The organism is Streptococcus infantis, assembly GCF_047460405.1.
GTDB lineage: Bacteria > Bacillota > Bacilli > Lactobacillales > Streptococcaceae > Streptococcus > Streptococcus infantis_Q.
The window spans coordinates 43,018-60,737 of sequence record NZ_JASHGH010000012.1; the positions used below are offsets into that span (position 1 = coordinate 43,018).

At 41.5% G+C, this 17,720-nt stretch carries 15 protein-coding genes; 13 read left to right on the plus strand and 2 right to left on the minus strand.

The annotated features are described in order from the left end of the window. Positions 1-2 precede the first annotated feature (2 nt). From typA to QM928_RS06550, 3 genes are all read left to right on the plus strand, one after another. On the plus strand, positions 3-1,844 hold the full coding sequence (gene typA / locus QM928_RS06540; protein WP_375555277.1) for a translational GTPase TypA: 1,842 nt from the start codon (positions 3-5) through the stop codon (positions 1,842-1,844). A 19-nt stretch (positions 1,845-1,863) separates the two neighbouring features. Then, positions 1,864-2,109: a DUF3165 family protein gene (locus tag QM928_RS06545; RefSeq protein ID WP_311522530.1), complete on the plus strand. Its 246-nt coding sequence runs from the start codon at positions 1,864-1,866 to the stop codon at positions 2,107-2,109. 367 nt (positions 2,110-2,476) lie between these two features. Continuing rightward, the gene (locus QM928_RS06550; protein WP_414294816.1) at positions 2,477-8,329 is read left to right on the plus strand and encodes a G5 domain-containing protein; all 5,853 of its coding nucleotides are present in this window, start codon (positions 2,477-2,479) and stop codon (positions 8,327-8,329) included. Positions 8,330-8,459: 130 nt separating this feature from the next. Here QM928_RS06550 and QM928_RS06555 read toward each other — a convergent pair whose 3' ends face one another. Continuing rightward, entirely contained in the window at positions 8,460-9,434 is a 975-nt protein-coding gene (locus QM928_RS06555) for an aromatic acid exporter family protein (protein ID WP_414294815.1), read from the minus strand. 64 nt (positions 9,435-9,498) lie between these two features. Next, positions 9,499-10,704 (minus strand): serine/threonine transporter SstT, encoded by a 1,206-nt coding sequence (gene sstT, locus QM928_RS06560; RefSeq protein ID WP_414294814.1) that lies wholly within the window; start codon positions 10,702-10,704, stop codon positions 9,499-9,501. Positions 10,705-10,854: 150 nt separating this feature from the next. On the opposite strand from sstT, the gene QM928_RS06565 reads away from it, so the two are divergent. The 10 genes from QM928_RS06565 (at position 10,855) to QM928_RS06610 (ending at position 17,715) form a co-directional block, all read left to right on the plus strand. After that, positions 10,855-11,421, plus strand: a complete 567-nt coding sequence (locus tag QM928_RS06565) for a mechanosensitive ion channel family protein (RefSeq protein WP_248035264.1) — start codon at positions 10,855-10,857, stop codon at positions 11,419-11,421. Between the two features lie 51 nt (positions 11,422-11,472). Then, on the plus strand, positions 11,473-12,378 hold the full coding sequence (locus QM928_RS06570) for a magnesium transporter CorA family protein (RefSeq protein ID WP_373114625.1): 906 nt from the start codon (positions 11,473-11,475) through the stop codon (positions 12,376-12,378). Positions 12,379-12,402: 24 nt separating this feature from the next. Further along, positions 12,403-12,930 (plus strand): YqeG family HAD IIIA-type phosphatase, encoded by a 528-nt coding sequence (locus QM928_RS06575; RefSeq protein WP_045763162.1) that lies wholly within the window; start codon positions 12,403-12,405, stop codon positions 12,928-12,930. A gap of 2 nt (positions 12,931-12,932) precedes the next feature. Then, positions 12,933-14,039, plus strand: a complete 1,107-nt coding sequence (gene yqeH, locus QM928_RS06580) for a ribosome biogenesis GTPase YqeH (RefSeq protein WP_414294813.1) — start codon at positions 12,933-12,935, stop codon at positions 14,037-14,039. Between the two features lie 211 nt (positions 14,040-14,250). Further along, positions 14,251-14,562: a ribosome assembly RNA-binding protein YhbY gene (gene yhbY, locus QM928_RS06585; protein WP_000060171.1), complete on the plus strand. Its 312-nt coding sequence runs from the start codon at positions 14,251-14,253 to the stop codon at positions 14,560-14,562. Positions 14,563-14,613: 51 nt separating this feature from the next. Next, positions 14,614-15,243, plus strand: coding sequence for a nicotinate-nucleotide adenylyltransferase (locus QM928_RS06590; RefSeq protein WP_414294812.1), 630 nt, complete (start codon positions 14,614-14,616; stop codon positions 15,241-15,243). Next, positions 15,243-15,836 (plus strand): bis(5'-nucleosyl)-tetraphosphatase (symmetrical) YqeK, encoded by a 594-nt coding sequence (yqeK, locus tag QM928_RS06595; RefSeq protein ID WP_414294811.1) that lies wholly within the window; start codon positions 15,243-15,245, stop codon positions 15,834-15,836. The genes QM928_RS06590 and yqeK overlap by 1 nt, the downstream gene beginning before the upstream one ends. Next, a complete protein-coding gene (locus QM928_RS06600) occupies positions 15,837-16,337 on the plus strand; it encodes a cysteine hydrolase family protein (RefSeq protein ID WP_414294810.1) in 501 nt (166 codons plus the stop codon). Positions 16,338-16,349: 12 nt separating this feature from the next. Beyond that, positions 16,350-16,700, plus strand: coding sequence for a ribosome silencing factor (gene rsfS, locus QM928_RS06605; RefSeq protein WP_414294809.1), 351 nt, complete (start codon positions 16,350-16,352; stop codon positions 16,698-16,700). Positions 16,701-16,974: 274 nt separating this feature from the next. Continuing rightward, complete coding sequence (locus tag QM928_RS06610) at positions 16,975-17,715, plus strand: class I SAM-dependent DNA methyltransferase (protein WP_414294839.1); 741 nt, start codon at positions 16,975-16,977, stop codon at positions 17,713-17,715. Positions 17,716-17,720 lie beyond the last annotated feature (5 nt).

A 17,720-nucleotide genomic window follows, 5' to 3' on the forward strand; every position in this document is an offset into this window, starting at 1 on the left:
TCATGACAAAATTAAGAGAAGATATCCGTAATATCGCGATTATCGCCCACGTCGACCACGGTAAAACGACCCTCGTTGACGAATTGTTGAAACAATCTGAAACTCTTGACGCGCGTACAGAGTTAGCTGAGCGTGCAATGGACTCAAACGATATTGAGAAAGAGCGTGGAATCACCATCCTTGCGAAAAATACAGCAGTTGCCTACAACGGAACTCGTATCAACATCATGGACACACCAGGACACGCGGACTTCGGTGGAGAAGTTGAACGTATCATGAAAATGGTTGACGGTGTTGTTTTGGTCGTAGATGCTTACGAAGGAACTATGCCACAGACTCGTTTCGTATTGAAAAAAGCCTTGGAACAAGACCTTGTGCCTATCGTTGTGGTTAACAAAATTGATAAGCCATCAGCTCGTCCAGCAGAAGTAGTGGATGAAGTCTTGGAACTTTTCATCGAGCTTGGTGCGGATGATGACCAGCTTGACTTCCCAGTCGTTTATGCGTCAGCGATCAACGGAACATCTTCATTGTCAGATGATCCAGCGGATCAAGAAAAGACAATGGCGCCAATCTTTGATACCATTATCGATCACATTCCAGCTCCGGTTGATAACTCTGATGAGCCTCTTCAATTCCAAGTGTCACTTCTTGACTACAATGATTTCGTAGGACGTATCGGTATCGGACGTATCTTCCGTGGTAGTGTAAAGGTTGGGGACCAAGTTACCCTTTCTAAATTGGATGGTACAACAAAGAACTTCCGTGTTACAAAACTCTTTGGTTTCTTTGGTTTGGAACGTCGTGAAATTCAAGAAGCCAAAGCTGGTGACTTGATTGCCGTATCTGGTATGGAAGATATCTTTGTCGGAGAAACCATTACTCCAACAGATGCAGTTGAAGCTCTTCCAGTTCTTCACATCGATGAGCCAACACTTCAAATGACCTTCTTGGTCAACAACTCACCATTTGCTGGTAAGGAAGGTAAATGGGTCACTTCTCGTAAGGTAGAAGAACGCTTGCAGGCGGAATTGCAAACAGACGTTTCTCTTCGTGTTGACCCAACTGATTCACCAGATAAATGGACTGTATCAGGACGTGGGGAATTGCACTTGTCAATCCTGATTGAAACCATGCGTCGTGAGGGCTATGAGCTTCAAGTATCTCGTCCAGAAGTTATCGTAAAAGAGATTGATGGTGTCAAATGTGAGCCATTTGAGCGCGTGCAAATCGATACACCAGAAGAATACCAAGGATCTGTAATCCAAAGCCTTTCCGAACGTAAAGGTGAAATGTTAGACATGATCTCAACTGGTAATGGTCAAACTCGTTTGGTCTTCCTCGTTCCTGCGCGTGGTTTGATTGGATACTCAACCGAGTTCTTGTCAATGACTCGTGGTTACGGGATCATGAACCATACCTTCGACCAATACTTGCCATTGATTCCAGGTGAAATTGGTGGACGTCACCGTGGTGCCCTTGTTTCTATCGATACTGGTAAGGCAACAACTTACTCAATTATGTCTATCGAAGAACGTGGAACTATCTTTGTTAACCCAGGAACTGAAGTATACGAAGGAATGATCATCGGTGAAAACTCTCGTGAAAACGACTTGACTGTTAACATCACAAAAGCGAAACAAATGACCAACGTTCGTTCAGCTACTAAGGACCAAACAGCGGTTATCAAGACTCCTCGTATCTTGACCCTTGAAGAATCACTTGAGTTCTTGAACGACGATGAGTACATGGAAGTAACTCCTGAATCTATCCGTTTGCGTAAACAAATCCTTAACAAGGCAGAGCGTGAGAAAGCAAACAAAAAGAAAAAGTCAGCTGAATAAAAGCTAGAAAGAGCAGAAAATGGTCTATTTAATCATAGGGATTTTATTACTCTTACTCTATGTATTTGCGACACCTCAAAGTATCAAGGGGACGGTTAATATTGTAATTCTTGTTTTTGGTCTCGTTTCCCTCGTGATTTTGCTTATGTTGTCCATCCTGCAAATCTTTCAGCTACCAACAGAATTCTTTATCACAGTAGCCATGCTGGTCCTCACTTACTTTAGTTTGCGAGATATCTCCCTAATGTCGGTGAAAAAGAGATAGGTAAGTGGCTCTGGGGTTCTACTAGGATTCGGTAAATATTTTGATAAAACATAACTACCACAAGTGAAGTCAGTAAAACTGAGTTTACTTGTGGTTTTTGCTTTGTATAATCTAGAAATTTAGGTTCTTTCAGCTTCATCGGCCTCCTACTTTCATTCACTAGATTTTTATTAAGTAGCAGATAATAGAAGAACTTCTGGGAGGAAATTACGTTCTTACTGTGAATGTTTACAAAGAATAAGGATGCTTTTCTTTCAAAAATGGATAAAGAAGCTAGATATGGCAATTTTATTATTCAAATCTTTTGTAGGCGTTTACTATTTTTGATATACTGGGAAAAGGAATAGATACGAAATTGGAGTTTGTCATGAAAAAACATCATTTTAAAGCAAAACAACGCTTTTCTTTGAGAAAGTATGCAGTAGGAACTTGTTCCGTCTTATTGGGAACGAGTTTGTTTTTTGTAGGTACAAGTGGAAATGCTGTACTTGCAGAGGAAAGGATTCCCCAGCTAGTTTCACACTATGTGGAGGATAAAGACTTGCCTGAATCTTTGAAGGCTGAACTACGTTGGTTTGAAGAAAATGCTATCCAAGTGGAGGAAGGTAAGGATTATTACTTCGTCTACCGTAAGTCTACTACTAAGTTACCTGATACTGGCTTGTTTTCAAATACTATCCTACCTGTCTTAGGTACAGGTATCTTGTTAGTTTCGCTCACTCTCATTAAAAAGAGAAAAGGCGCCTCTCTCTTTCTAGTGACAGTTTTGGCTGTAGGTGGTACTGCACTATCAGTTTCTGCCTTGGAGAACTTAGTAGAGCTTCGTCCATCTCTTGTCAAAACAGTTGCAGGAGAATTTTTGCCTAGTCCAGAAAAGATTGAGGGTTATGAATTTACAGGCTATTATTTTGTAAGCGGGAATGGAGAAATCTCTAGAAATGAAAATACAAAACCTCATTCTTCACAAGTAGAGAATGTAGAATCCACCTCAATCCCAAGTGAGGGAGCACCAAGCTTGGTCGAGGTGAAACCAGAGCTAGAGGTCACGACAGAAGCGGTTGCTTACGATACTATTCATCAGGACGATCCAGACTTGCTTAAGGGCCAAACTCGCCTTATTCGAGCAGGCGTAGCAGGTGAGCGCACTATCTTAACGGAAGTGACGACTGTAGATGGTAAGGAGGTCCGTCAAGTCAAATCCAACACTGTAACCTTAGAACCAGTTACCGAAATCATCGCAGTAGGCACTAAGGTAGAATCCACTTCAACTCCAAGTGAAGGAACTCCAAGATTGGTAGAGGTGAAGCCAGAACTTGAGGTTACGACAGAAGCTGTCGCTTATGACACTGTTTATCAGGATGATCCGAACTTGCTTAAGGGTGAAACTCGCCTTATTCGAGCAGGCGTAGCAGGTGAGCGTACTATTTTAACGGAAGTGACGACTGTAGATGGCAAGGAAGTCCGTCAAGTCAAATCTAATAGTGTTACCCGAGAACCAGTTACCGAAATCATCGCAGTAGGCACCAAAGTAGAATCTACCTCAATCCCAAGTGAAGGTGCTCCAAGCTTGATCCAAGTGAAACCAGAACTTGAAGTTACGACAGAAGCAGTTGCCTATGATACTATCCATAAGGACGATCCAGACTTGCTTAAGGGTCAAACCCGTGTTGTTCGAGCAGGCGTAGCAGGTGAGCGCACGATCTTAACGGAAGTGACAAATGTAGATGGCAAGGAAGTCCGCCAAGTCAAATCCAATACTTTGACTGTGGAGCCAATTTCAGAAATTATCGCAGTAGGTACTAAGGTAGAATCCACCTCAATTCCAAGCGAAGGTACTCCAAGCTTGGTCGAGGTGAAACCAGAGCTTGAAGTTACGACAGAAGCCGTTGCCTATGACACTATTCATCAGGACGATCCAGACTTGCTTAAGGGTCAAACTTGTGTTGTTCGAGCAGGCGTCGCAGGTGAGCGTACTATTTTAACGGAAGTGACGACTGTAGATGGCAAGGAAGAACGCCAAGTCAAATCCAATACTGTAACCTTGGAGCCAATTTCCGAAATTATCGCAGTAGGCACTAAGGTAGAATCCACTCCAATTCCAAGTGAAGGTACTCCAAGCTTGGTCGAGGAGAAGTCAGAGATAGAGGTCACGACAGAAGCAGTTGCTTACGATACTATTCATCAGGACGATCCAGACTTGCTTAAGGGTCAAACTCGTATTATCCAAGCAGGCGTAGCAGGTGAGCGTACTATCTTAACGGAAGTCACGACTGTAGATGGCAAGGAAGACCGCCAAGTCAAATCCAATACTGTAACCTTGGCGCCAGTTACTGAAATCATAGCAGTAGGCACTAAGGTAGAATTCGCTTCAATTCCAAGCGAAGGTACTCCAAGCTTGGTCGAGGTGAAACCAGAGCTTGAAATTACGACAGAAGCGGTTGCTTATGATACTCTTCATCAGGACGATCCAGACTTGCTTAAGGGTCAAACTCGTATTATCCAAGCAGGCCTATCAGGTGAGCGTACTATTTTAACCGAGGTGATGATCGTAGATGGCAAGGAAAATCGCAAGCAGGTCTCTAATGAAGTTACGACCGCGCCCGTTTCCGAAATTATCGCAGTAGGTACTAAGGTAGACTCCACCTCAATCCCAAGTGAAGGTACTTCAAGCTTGGTCGAGGTTAAGCCAGAGTTAGAGGTGACGACAGAAACCGTTGCCTATGACACTCTTCATCAGGACGATCCAGACTTACTTAAGGGTCAAATCCGCCTTATCCAATCAGGCGTAACAGGCGAACGCACTATCTTAACCGAGGTCACCAAGGTTGATGGTAAGGAAACTCGTAAAGTAGTTTCCAATGAAGTCACCACCTCCCCTGTATCAGAAATTATCGCAGTAGGCACTAAGGTAGAATCTACCTCAATCCCAAGTGAAGGTGTACCAAGTCTTGTTGAAGAAAAACCAGAATTGGAAGTAACAAGAGAGTCAGTTCCTTATGAGACTATTCGAAAGGAAGACTCAACTTTATCTGACGACCAAGTTAGACTTGTTCAAGCTGGAGTCGATGGTGAACGTACCATCTTAACCGAGGTGACGACACCTAACGGCAAGGAAAGTCGCAAACTGATTTCTAATGAAATAACAAGAGCCCCGGTTTCAGAAATCATCCTTGTAGGGACTAAAAAAGAGCCTTTGCCTGTACCACAACCAAAAGTTGAAACCCAAACGATCCCATATAAAACAATTTATCAAGCAGATGACAGTCAAGAGGTCGGTTCTAGAAAAACGAAAATTCATGGTGTCAATGGACAAGTAGAAACCACTACCCGATATACAAGAGATCAAACAAGTGGCCAGATTACAGAGTCTAGTACATCAAAAAACTTGGTGGAAAAGGTAGATGAGATTATTCTAGTTGGAAGCAAACCAAGTGTGGAAACGAAGGTTATCGCTAATAAAACGATATATGAAGCGGACCCAACACTTCCTTATCAAACAGAAAAAGTTGCTGTTTCCGGTAAGGAAGGAAGCGAAAAAACGACTACCACCTACCAAGTAGATACTCAGACAGGTCAGGTTACAGAAAGAGATCACCAAAAAGAAGTAACAGTTCCGATTGATAAAGTTATGAAAGTCGGAAATGTCGAAATCGTCGTGACACCAATTCCAATCAAGGAGGAACGCCGTCAGGATCCAAGACTTGATAAGGACTTTGAAAAAGTAGAAAGTCAGGGAGAGCCTGGGGAGACAACCACTACCAGAGTTTATGAAGTGAATCCTCAAACAGGTGAAATGCTATCACACACGGAAACAAGTACTGTGACAAAAGCAATGAAACCAAATGTCATCTTGGTGGGAACCAAAGAAAACAAACCACATCTTCTTCCAGTGAATACGGAGTTAGAAAATGCTATCGATGTACGACCTGCTAGCCAAGGAATGAAGGCTGTGGATTTGCTTTCCAATGCTTACGTGACAAATGCCCTCAGGCCAAATATTCTGGGGCGAGATGTGATTAGTAAGAAGATTGAACTTAAAAAGACAAATCCTACTATTACAGATGAAGAGGTTAAAGAAGTCCTTCGCAAAGAATATCTAGAGAGATTATCTATTAAAGACGCGCTTGAAGAAACGAAAAAGACCATAGATACAGACCTTAAAAAAATTGTAGCTCATAGCTTGAGTGTGCTCGGAAATACAGCTGAAACCAGATCTAAGGTTCAGGCAGATCTAGAAGCTAATAAGGAAAAAATTCTCCTAGGTTTGACCTATATCAATCGTTTCTACAATATTGATTTTGGTAAGACCAACATCCGTGATATTCTTGCCTACAATCCAAGCTCCTTTGGCAAGAAGGTGACATCACTAGAGTGGCTAACATCTCTGGGTTCAATGAGCTATGATGAGATGAAGCTGGTCAATAGTCCACGAACATTTGAAAAATACTTTGGAAAGGTAACAGATAAGTCAACCCTATTAGACTTTCTTGACTATAACCGAACTACCTTTACAAGTATGGATGGCGATACTTGGTTGAAGGATGCTACAAAAGCTATCGTTGTAGAGAAGCAATCTAAAGAAAAAACAGACGAAAATGTAAGTCTCTACACGAAATTAACCTCTGACCCTGCCAAGTATGGGGCAGAACCTCAACAGATTGATAATCGCAAACAATATAACATGGCTACCCTTCTAGGACTAGTGAATATCAAGGAACCAAGTATTTATGCTATTACAAATATGGCAACCGTTTCTTACGGGAATATCGGAACTTATATGGACACCTCACTGGCTCAGAGCAATCCTAGTCAATATAAGGCTGAATTGGAAAAAGTGAAGGCTTTGGTTGAATTGACAGCTGAGCGTCAGGCTGCTTATGTTGATACGCTTTATAGAATCACTAAAAAAGACAATCAATCAAAACTAGTAACCAACCGTTTGATTGTGGATACTATGAAAAAGTATACTAGCAAGCAAAATACAGGCATCAAGGAAACCTGGTCTAAGGAGTTTGGATCAGAGGCGGATAAGGGAGTAAAGGACTTCATGTCTCCGCTAGGCATGTATTCTCCGTCTCAATCAGTAGGTGCTGAGGCTAATGGGGCTGGTGTTCGCTACTTTATTGATAGGGTTTTGGACGATCGAGGATCAGCGACCTATTCTCATGAAATGACTCACTTGTTGGATCGCACAGTCCTATTTAATAATTATGGTCGACGAGATGGTACAGGAGCAGAATTCTATGCGCGTGGAATCTTTGAAAACTCCTACACTCCTGAAACAGATACCTACTTTAACTTGAACTTTGTCTATGATGAGAGTGACAAAGAAAGTTTTTACAACAAAACACCAGAACGCTTTAAATCAGCCGCAGATTTGAAAGTATATATGCACGGTAGTTTCGATGTTCTCTATACTTTAGATTATCTAGAAGCTGAGGCAAGTCGAGGATTGTCAGCTGCGGATAAGGCAGTCTACTTCAAGCAACTCTTACCAAGTGCGACAAGTGGTTCAAGAACTCCTGTTTCTTATCCAAATCCATCGGTCAAACCAACTCACCAGAGTGAGGAAATCAAGGCTTTAACTGAGGCGGATGCAAGCAAGCTAGGAGATGTTCATAGTTTGATTGACAACCACATCGTAGTAAATCGCTATATCATTAAAGGATTCACGGCTACAGGGAAAGTAGATGCCAATGGTTATTATACCGTTGATATGTTTGATACGATTTATGGTGTCAACGAAAATGACAAGGGGATGAGTGGTGATATCAGCTTTAGAAAACAAGCCTTTGAACTCATGGCAGGTCTAGGCTATTACGAAGGTTTCGTTCCTTATGCCTCTAATCAGTACAAGCAAGATGCTGAAAAAGAGAATCGTCCCTTGTCAGACCAATACATCTTTGAAAAGATCTTAGCTGGTAAGACCTATGCTCAATTCAAGAAGGAACAAATGGATGAACGGATTGCTAATATCAGTAAGTTAAAATCGATTACCATTGACTACAAAGGTAAGCAAGAAGTGATTTCCAGTCCTGAACGAATGAAGCAATTGATGGAAGAAGCGGTAAAGGAAGAACTTGCTCAGATTAAAGCAGGAAATATCAGTCAAAAACAATACCGTTTCATTGAAACTCCTGTTCAGAAGTTGAAAAAAGCTATATATAAAGCCTACCTCAAAGAATCAAATGAGTTTAGAAATTCTATCTATACTTCTTAAGGGAAAGATAAGTCTATCATTAGGAATTCATAGCAATTTTGCTACTCAGTAAGATTCACTAGTTAGCTAGGTTCGAAACAGAAAAACACCTTTCGAATGGCAAGTTTTTGCTGATCGAAAGGTGTTTTGTTTATGATGATAGATTGCTTTTTTCTTCAGAATAGCGTTGATAGAAGTCAACTTTCAGTTGGATAAAGTTTTCCAATTCGCGCAGGAGTTGAAGTAAGGTTGCGCGTGTTTCAAATTCTTCCCTTGTTTTAGGGAGATTGCGATTGCGAAATACCTGCAGGTAGCTTTCAATATCATTTAATAAATCGTTGGCAGGATTGGTCTGGCTGAGTTGATCCGCAATTTTAGCAAATAGCTGGGCAAGGATTAGGCTTTCGCTTGCGGCTAGATTACAGGTGTTGATTTGCTGGGCCATATTACGAAGAATGCGACTCTGTCTCTGTCTCATTTCGAAATAGTGGATATGATAGTCGGTCTGATGAAAGAGGTGGTCAGAGTGATCAAGATAGACCAGTTTGATAGCTTCTTCAAGAAGCTGATCCAGTTCTTCAACGAGTTGGGCACGGTTTCGGCCATCACCTTTTCCAAGATAATATTCAAAACGTTGTAAAATGTGTTTGAGTTTTTCTTCCACCTTGAGATGATAGAGATGGATCTCTTCTTGCCGAGAAGGCATGTAAAGATTGACAGTCAAGGCAAATCCCGTACCGATCAGAAATAGGAGGAGCTCATTCACTAGCAGATCTGGTGATGTAGACTTCTGAACCAAGAGATGACTGACTAGGACACTACTCGGGGTAATGCCAATCTCCCAGCCCAGTTTATAGGCCAGAGGGACATAGAGGGCCAAATAGAGACCAAAACTCCAGATGTGATAGCCAGTCAGATGAAAGGAAAGGACACCAATGAAAAGAGCAAGAAGGGTTGAAAATAAACGATTGCGAGCTAGCTTAATGGTGCTTCTACGGGTATCCGATAAGCTCAATAGGGCAATGATACCAGCGGATACTGCTGAAGATAAATCCAGAAAGTAGGCTAGAACACAGGCTAAACAGGTTGCCAGAACGAGTTTAAAAGTACGTTGAGTGATAGACATGAGACATTTCCTAAAATGAATGATAGAAACCAGACAAAACAAGCCCTAAATAGGCTTGTCTTGATTATTTATTGCGAGCAGAGGAAAATTCGGCTACTGCTGTAAAGAGGACATCTGTTGAGGAGTTGAGGGCTGTTTCGCAAGAGTCTTGAATAACACCGATGACAAATCCGACACCCACAACCTGCATAGCAATATCATTGGTAATTCCAAAGAGACTGCAAGCAACCGGGATAAGTAGGAGAGAACCTCCGGCAATTCCTGAAGCACCGCAGGCAGAGATGGCTGCAACGATACTGAGTACAAAGGCTGTTGCAAAATCAACTGAGATTCCAAGGGTATTGACAGCAGCTAGGGTTAAGATGTTGATGGTAACAGCAGCTCCAGCCATATTGATAGTTGATCCAAGTGGGATAGAGACAGAATAGGTATCTGGATTAAGACCTAGATCCTCACAGAGTTTCATATTAACAGGGATATTTGCAGCTGAGCTTCGGGTGAAAAAGGCTGTGACTCCGCTGATACGCAAACATTTCCAAACAAGTGGATAAGGATTTTTCTTGATAAAGAGAAAAGCAATCAGAGGATTGATCACTAGGGCAACGAAAACCATAGTGGCAATCAAAAGTCCGAGTAAGATTCCGTAATTTGCTAAACTCGCAATACCTTGACCAGAGATGGTTTCGAAGACTAACCCGAGGATACCAAATGGCGCAAGGTTAATGATCCATTCGACGATTTTTGAAGTCACACTGGCCATTGTTTTGAGTAGCTCCTTGCTATTTTTGCTAGCTTCTCGCATGGCAACTCCAAAGACGATAGCCCAAGAGAGAATTCCGATATAGTTAGCTTCGATGATGGCATTGACAGGATTGTCTACTATTTTTAGTAGGAGATTACTGAGTACTTGTCCGATGCCGTCTGGAGGAGTAACTTCTGTACTAGCACTACTCAAGACCATCTGAACAGGGAAGAGAAAGCTAGCCAAAACTGCTACAAGAGCCGCAGCAAAGGTCCCAAGCAAATAGAGGAAAATGACTTTTTTTATATTGCTATCTTGACCTTTCTGGTGTTGGGAAAGGGCGTTAGCGACTAAAGCAAAAACCAGGACAGGGGCGATGGCCTTTAGTCCTCCTACAAATAAATCTCCCAATAAACCAATGCCAGTTAGATTAGGAACGAGTAGACCTAGAATAGCTCCCAAGGTCATTCCGATTCCGATCCGTTTGATCAGATTTGTTTTGTTCCAAGCACGAATAATTCTTTTCATAAAGGTCTCCTTTTTGTGTATTGTTTATGATTATAGTATAAATATACTTGAAAAGCAAGTGTCTTATAGATTTTATTAGAATAAATGAATATTTATGAAAAGGATGGCGAGGAAGGATTTATGGTATAATGAATAGAAAAGGAGTTTTATATGCAAGAATTTTTTCAACGTTATCTGGATAAATTAGATGTAACAACTGTTTTAGAAAATCTCTTGACCAAGGTGATTTCTCTTCTACTTCTTATCCTTCTATTCTATATAGCTAAAAAGTTCCTCCATGTTGCTGTACGAAAGATTGTTAAACCTTCACTTAAGTTTTCAAATCGAGATGCAGGTAGACAGAAGACCATTTCTCGTTTGCTAGAGAATATTTTTAACTACACGCTTTATTTCTTCTTGATTTATTGTATTTTATCTATTCTAGGTTTGCCTGTCTCTAGCTTGCTTGCTGGGGCTGGGATTGCTGGAGTGGCTATCGGTATGGGGGCACAAGGCTTTCTATCAGATGTCATCAACGGCTTCTTTATTCTCTTTGAGCGCCAGTTGGATGTAGGAGATGAAGTTGTTTTGACCAATGGGCCTATTACTGTATCGGGAAAAGTCGTTAGTGTTGGAATTCGAACGACTCAACTGAGAAGTGATGACCAAGCCCTCCACTTTGTTCCTAACCGCAATATCACCGTCGTTAGCAATTTTTCAAGAAAAGAAGAGAACTGAAATTTTCCTTGATTTATGGTACAATAGAAAGAGTTTGGTAAAGGAGAAACGATGTTTTTAGATAAGCAGTTAGGAAATGGTTGTACCTGGATTAATCTAGATGTGGAAATCATTAAAAATCTCGAAGACCTATCAGAAATCTATGGATTGGATAAAGAAACCATCGAATATGCGCTGGATAGAAACGAACGAGCCCACATGGATTATAATCGTGAAAACGGGACAGTAACCTTTATCTATAACGTTCTTGACTTAGAGAAGGACAAGGAATACTATGAAGCCATTCCTATGACCTTTATCGTTGAAAAACAGCGAATGATTACCATCAGCAATCATAAGAACGCTTATGTCATTGATCAGATGCTAGGCTATCTTGAAAATCATGAAATCATTTCAATCTACAAGTTTCTATTTGCCGGTTTAGAGCTTATCAGCAATGCTTATTATCCTGTCATTGAACAGATGGATAAAAGTAAGGATGAAATCAGTGCCTTGTTGCGTCAAACAACCACTAAAAAAAATCTCTTTGCCCTCTCTGACTTGGAAACTGGTATGGTTTACTTGACAGCTGCGGCTAAACAAAATCGCCTCCTCTTGGAGCATATCCAGGGACATGCGCTTTATCGGAACTTTAACGAAGTGGAAAGAGAGCAGTTTGATGATGCTATGATTGAAGCTCATCAGTTGGTGTCCATGACAGATTTGATTTCTCAGGTTTTACAACAACTCTCAGGATCTTACAATAATATCCTAAACAATAACCTGAATGATAATTTGACAACCTTGACCATTATCTCTGTTTTGCTAGCCATTCTTGCAGTCATTACAGGATTTTTCGGAATGAATGTCCCTCTGCCATTTACAGAAGAGCCTAATGCCTGGATATATATTTTAATTGCTAGTTTAATTTTATGGGCAATCTTGGCTCAGTATCTAAAGAAAATTGCTAGAAACTAAAAAATAGAAAGAAAAGGAGCCAGAATGGCGATTGAAAATTACATGCCAGATTTTGCTGTGGAAGCAGTTTATGATCTGACAGTTCAAAGCCTGCAAAAACAGGGAATCAAAGCTGTTTTGGTGGATTTGGACAATACCCTGATTGCTTGGAATAATCCAGATGGAACAGTAGAGATGAAGCAATGGTTACATGACCTTCGGGATGCTGGGATTCGTATCATTGTAGTATCCAATAACACACCCAAACGTGTCAAACGAGCAGTTGAAAAATTTGATATTGACTATGTTTACTGGGCACTGAAGCCCTTTACTTTAGGAATTAACCGTGCCATGAAACACTTCCACTATAAAAAGAACGAAGTTGTCATGGTAGGCGACCAGCTGATGACGGATATTCGAGCAGCCCATCGAGCAGGTATTCGCTCGATTTTGGTTAAACCCTTGGTTCAGCACGACTCTATTAAGACTCAGATTAACCGAGCTCGTGAGCGTCGTGTGATGAGAAAAATCGCTGAAAAATACGGACCGATTACATATAAAAAAGGAATCTAATTATGGAAGAAATTCTCTGTATTGGTTGTGGAGCAACCATTCAGACGGAAGATAAGACTGGTTTAGGTTTTACACCTCAGTCAGCACTTGAAAAAGGTTTGGAAACTGGAGAAGTTTATTGCCAGCGTTGTTTCCGTCTTCGTCACTACAATGAAATCACTGATGTTCAGTTAACGGATGATGATTTCCTCAAACTCTTGCATGAGGTGGGAGATAGCGATGCCTTGGTGGTCAATGTCATTGATATCTTTGACTTTAATGGCTCTGTCATCCCAGGCTTGCCACGCTTTGTATCGGGCAATGATGTCCTCTTGGTTGGAAATAAAAACGATATCCTGCCCAAGTCTGTTAAACCGGGCAAGATTAGCCAATGGCTCATGGAGCGTGCCCACGAAGAAGGTCTTCGCCCTGTGGATGTCGTCCTGACTTCAGCCCAAAACAAGCATGCAATTAAGGAAGTCATTGACAAGATTGAACACTACCGTAAGGGCCGCGATGTCTACGTGGTTGGCGTGACCAATGTTGGTAAATCAACCCTCATCAACGCCATCATCCAGGAAATCACGGGTGACCAGAACGTCATCACAACTTCACGCTTCCCAGGAACAACCTTGGATAAGATTGAAATTCCACTCGATGATGGTTCTTATATCTACGATACGCCAGGAATTATCCATCGTCACCAGATGGCTCACTACTTGACTGCTAAAAATCTCAAATATGTCAGCCCTAAAAAGGAAATCAAACCTAAAACCTATCAGCTCAATCCTGAGCAAACCCTATTTTTAGGTGGATTGGGACGCTTTGACTTTATTGCAGGAGAAAAGCAAGGTTTTACAGCCTTCTTTGACAATGAACTCAAGCTTCATCGTACCAAGCTAGAGGGAGCTAGTGCATTTTACGACAAGCACCTTGGAACCCTCCTCACACCACCAAATAGCAAGGAAAAAGAAGATTTTCCAAAACTAGTCCAACATGTATTTACCATCAAGGACAAAACAGACCTGGTCATCTCAGGCCTAGGCTGGATCCGTGTAACAGGCACCGCCAAAGTCGCAGTCTGGGCACCAGAAGGCGTCGCCGTCGTCACAAGAAAAGCAATTATTTAAAATAAAATCACCGAGCGAACAAAGTGAGCTCATAAAAAGATAGTTATTGCCCTGGTGTGATTGCCAATCTTTAGATTGGCAAGGGGCACAATTGAGACCTAGGCTCAATTGTGAGGTCAGGAAATCCATTTTTCAAAGATGAAATCATTGAAAAATTAGTTCCGACCGTCCCTCACCACCTAAAATAACTATCAAAAAAGGAAGAAAGAATATGTCACTAACATCAAAACAACGTGCCTTCCTCAACAGCCAGGCACACACCCTCAAACCTATCATCCAAATCGGGAAAAATGGACTCAACGACCAAATCAAAACCAGCGTTCGACAAGCACTTGATGCTCGCGAATTGATCAAGGTTACTCTCTTGCAAAACACAGACGAAAATATCCACGAAGTAGCTGAAATCTTGGAAGAAGAAATCGGTGTGGATACAGTCCAAAAAATCGGCCGCATCTTGATTTTGTATAAACAATCAAGCAAGAAAGAAAATCGCAAGATTTCTAAAAAAGTTAAAGAAATCTAAGAACGATACTCCCAAAAGCTGTTTTTACAGAAGAGTAAAGGAGATTAACCTATGGCAATTGAATTATTAACTCCCTTTACAAAAGTGGAGTTAGAGCCAGAAATCAAGGATAAAAAACGCAAACAAGTCGGTATTTTGGGTGGAAATTTTAATCCCGTTCATAATGCCCATCTGATCGTGGCAGACCAAGTGCGCCAACAGTTGGGATTGGACCAGGTTCTGCTCATGCCCGAATACCAACCACCTCACGTAGATAAAAAGGAAACCATTCCTGAACACCACCGTCTCAAAATGCTTGAGTTAGCGATTGATGGAATCGAGGGTCTAGCTATTGAAACCATCGAGCTAGAACGTAAGGGTGTTTCCTACACCTACGACACCATGAAGCTTCTAACAGAGAAGAATCCAGATACAGATTATTACTTTATCATCGGTGCCGATATGGTAGACTATCTGCCTAAGTGGTACCGAATTGATGAGTTGGTGGAACTAGTTCAGTTTGTAGGGGTTCAACGTCCGCGTTACAAGGCAGGGACTTCTTATCCAGTCATCTGGGTGGATGTGCCTCTTATGGATATTTCATCCAGTATGGTGCGTGATTTCATTGCCCAAGGACGCACACCTAACTTTCTCCTACCCAAACCAGTGCTAGACTATATTGAGAAAGAAGGGCTTTACTGATGGCATACCAAGACTATATCAACTGTTCCCGTGAGGAATTGTTGGAAAAAATGGCAGAGCTTCTACCCGAGAAACGTTTGACCCATTGTCTGGGTGTGGAGCGTGCAGCCATTGAATTGGCTCAGCGCTTTGGTGTGGATGTTGAAAAAGCAGGTCTAGCAGGGCTACTTCATGATTATGCTAAAAAGCTATCAGATCAAGAGTTTCTAGACTTGATTGATCGATATCAACTAGATCCAGACCTTAAAAACTGGGGCAATAATGTCTGGCATGGCATGGTCGGCATTTACAAGATTCAGGAAGATTTAAACTTGCAAGATCCTGAAATTTTACGGGCTATCGAAATTCATACAGTTGGAGCAAGTCAGATGACAGACCTTGATAAGGTTATCTACGTCGCAGACTATATCGAGCACAATCGTGCCTTTCCAGGTGTGGACCAGGCACGTGAGATTGCAAGTTTGTCACTCAATAAGGCGGTAGCCTATGAAACAGCTCGTACCGTGGAGCATCTAGCTCATCAGGGATTCCCCATCTATCCCCAAACCCTTGAAACCTATAACTCCAATGTGCACTATTTGAAAGAGGATTAAATGAAGACGGCTTTTATAATCATTGATGTTCAGAATATTTTAGTGGAAACTGGGTTTCAGACAAAAAGTCTATTGGAAAAAATTTCTTATTTACAAAACCAGGCTAGAAGCAAGAATATCGAAATTATCTATGTTCAACATATTGAGAACTCTGAAGCTCAAACATCAGAAGATTGGCAGTTATCTGAGCTTTTAAGTCGAAAACCTAATGAAAAGGTCTTTCAGAAGAAGTATAACAGTATTTTTAAAGAAACTGATTTAAAAGAATACTTGGATAAACAGGGGATTGAAAAATTAGTTTTATGTGGTATGCAGACAGAATATTGTGTGGATACCTCTGTCAAGGTTGCCTTTGAATATGGCTATCAGCTTATTATTCCAGAAGGAACTTGCACAACGTTTGATGGGGATGACATTCCAGCTGAAACGATAAATGAATTTTATGAGGACATTTGGGAGGAGCGCTTTGCAGATGTCCTAGATTACAAACATATTTTCTAGAAAGAGGACTAAATGAACGAAAAAGAATTATTAGAACTAGTCGTGAAAGCGGCTGATGAGAAACGTGCGGAGGATATCCTCGCGCTTGACGTACAAGATTTGACCAGTGTGACGGACTACTTTGTTATCACTAGCTCAATGAATAGCCGTCAGTTGGATGCTATCGCTGACAATATCCGTGAAAAAGTTGCTGAAGCAGGTTTTAAAGGCAGCCATGTCGAAGGTGATGCAGCTGGAGGTTGGGTCTTGCTAGACCTCGGCAGTGTCGTTGTGCATATCTTTTCAGAAGAAATGCGTGCCCACTATAACCTAGAAAAGCTTTGGCATGAGGCTGCTTCTGTAGACCTCTCAGAAACTTTATAGTCTTTTCCTTTATCTTTTATTACTGCGTTAACTCGAAACGAGAAACAAGCTAAGCTTGTCTGATTTATAACCTCAATCAGTCTCCCAGACTGATTGAGCAAACTCTAGTTATGCCTGCAATTCGTTTCCTAGTACTAAAAGTAAACGAAAAGACTATAGCATTACAATTGAACTCAGTTGCAGTCAACTGGGTTTTATTTGCTTATTTTAGAAAAATTGATTGAAAGGTAAAGGGCGAGTGATGTTTGCCATGGACGCTCTTGGTATCATGATTATGGCGACTTATGAAACTTTTGCGGCTGTTTATGATGCAGTTATGGATGATAGTTTATACGACAAATGGACGGACTTTTCGCTACGCCATTTGCCTAAAACTAAGGACAGAAAGAAGCTTTTGGAATTGGCTTGTGGGACAGGGATTCAGTCTGTGCGCTTTTCTCAAGCTGGCTTTGATGTGACTGGGCTTGATTTGAGTGCGGATATGCTGAAGATTGCCGAAAAGAGAGCTGCTTCAGCCAAGCAAAAGATTGATTTTATTGAAGGCAATATGCTGAATTTATCCAAGGCTGGTAAATACGATTTTGTGACTTGCTATTCGGACTCTATCTGCTACATGCAGGATGAAGTGGAGGTTGGAGACGTCTTTAAAGAAGTCTACAATGCCCTCAATGAAGATGGCGTCTTTATCTTTGATGTGCATTCGACTTACCAGACAGATGAGGTCTTCCCAGGTTATTCTTATCATGAAAATGCGGAAGACTTCGCTATGCTTTGGGATACCTATGAGGACGAAGCTCCTCACTCAATCGTGCATGAACTGACCTTCTTTATCAAGGAAGCAGACGGTTCCTTTAGTCGTCATGATGAAGTCCATGAAGAGCGTACTTATGAAGTCTTAACCTATGATATTCTGCTGGAACAGGCTGGCTTTAAATCCTTTAAACTCTTTGCAGACTTTGAAGACAAGGAGCCAACAAAAAACAGTACCCGTTGGTTTTTTGTGGCGCAGAAGTAGGAGAT